Raw genomic sequence first — 1,237 nt, forward strand, 5'->3', positions numbered from 1 at the left:
ATCGACGCCACGACCGGGCGGATGTTGATCAGGGTCTGCGGCGTGATCGCCTCGACGTCCTGCGTGGTCATACGCTCGCGGACGACGCGCTCCATACGGGCCAGACCCAGGCGGACCTGGTTCTGGATGAGCTCGCCCACGCTGCGCAGACGGCGGTTGCCGAAGTGGTCGATGTCGTCGGTCTCGACGATGACATCACGGCCCCCGGCGCCCGGCATCGACTCCTCGCCGGCGTGCAGCCTGACGATGTACTCGATGGTGGCGACGATGTCCTCTTCGGTCAGCGTGCCCTGGGTGATCTCCGCGTCGATCCCAAGCTTCTTGTTGATCTTGTAGCGACCGACCTTGGCCAGGTCGTAGCGCTTGGGGTTGAAGTAGAGGTTCTCCAGCAGGGTCTGCGCCGACTCCTTGGTCGGCGGCTCGCCCGGACGCAGCTTGCGGTAGATGTCGAGCAGGGCGTCATCCTGGCCGGCGGTGTGGTCCTTCTCCAGGGTGGCCCGCATCGACTCGTACTGGCCGAAGCGCTCGAGGATCTGTTCGTTGGTCCATCCCAGCGCCTTGAGAAGCACGGTGACGGCCTGCTTGCGCTTGCGGTCGATGCGGACACCGACGCTGTCGCGCTTGTCGATCTCGAACTCGAGCCATGCGCCCCGCGAGGGGATGACCCTGCAGCCGTACAGGTCCTTGTCGGAGGTCTTGTCGACGCTGCGGTCGAAGTAGACGCCCGGCGACCTGACGAGCTGCGAGACCACGACACGCTCGGTGCCGTTGATGATGAAGGTGCCCTTCGGCGTCATGAGCGGGAAGTCGCCCATGAACACCGTCTGGCTCTTGATCTCACCAGTGGTGTTATTGATGAACTCCGCCGTCACGAACATCGGGGCGGAGAAGGTCATGTCCTTGTCTTTGCACTCATCGACTGAGTACTTGGGCGGTTCGAAGCGGTGATCACGGAACGACAAGGACATGGTCCCCGAGAAGTCCTCGATGGGACTGATCTCTTCGAAGATCTCCTCGAGGCCCGACTGGGTCGGGACGTCCTTGCGCCCGGCCTGGCGAGCCGCCTCTACCCGGGCCTTCCACTTCTCGTTGCCCAGCAGCCAGTCGAATGACTCGGTCTGCAGTGCAAGAAGGTCAGGAACTTCGAGGGGCTCCTGGATACGCGAAAACGAAACGCGACGGGGACCGGCGGGTACGGCGGAGGCGTTGCGCGAGGCTGCCAACAGATGTCCTTCCG

At 63.7% G+C, this 1,237-nt stretch carries 1 pseudogene; it reads right to left on the reverse strand.

Annotation, left to right across the window (positions count from 1 at the left end):
• A pseudogene (locus AB0B45_RS51525) lies at window positions 1–1,223 on the reverse strand (DNA-directed RNA polymerase subunit beta); the annotation flags it as partial.
• Window positions 1,224–1,237 lie beyond the last annotated feature (14 nt).

Source organism: Nonomuraea sp. NPDC049152, assembly GCF_040648355.1.
In the GTDB taxonomy this organism is placed as follows: domain Bacteria; phylum Actinomycetota; class Actinomycetes; order Streptosporangiales; family Streptosporangiaceae; genus Nonomuraea.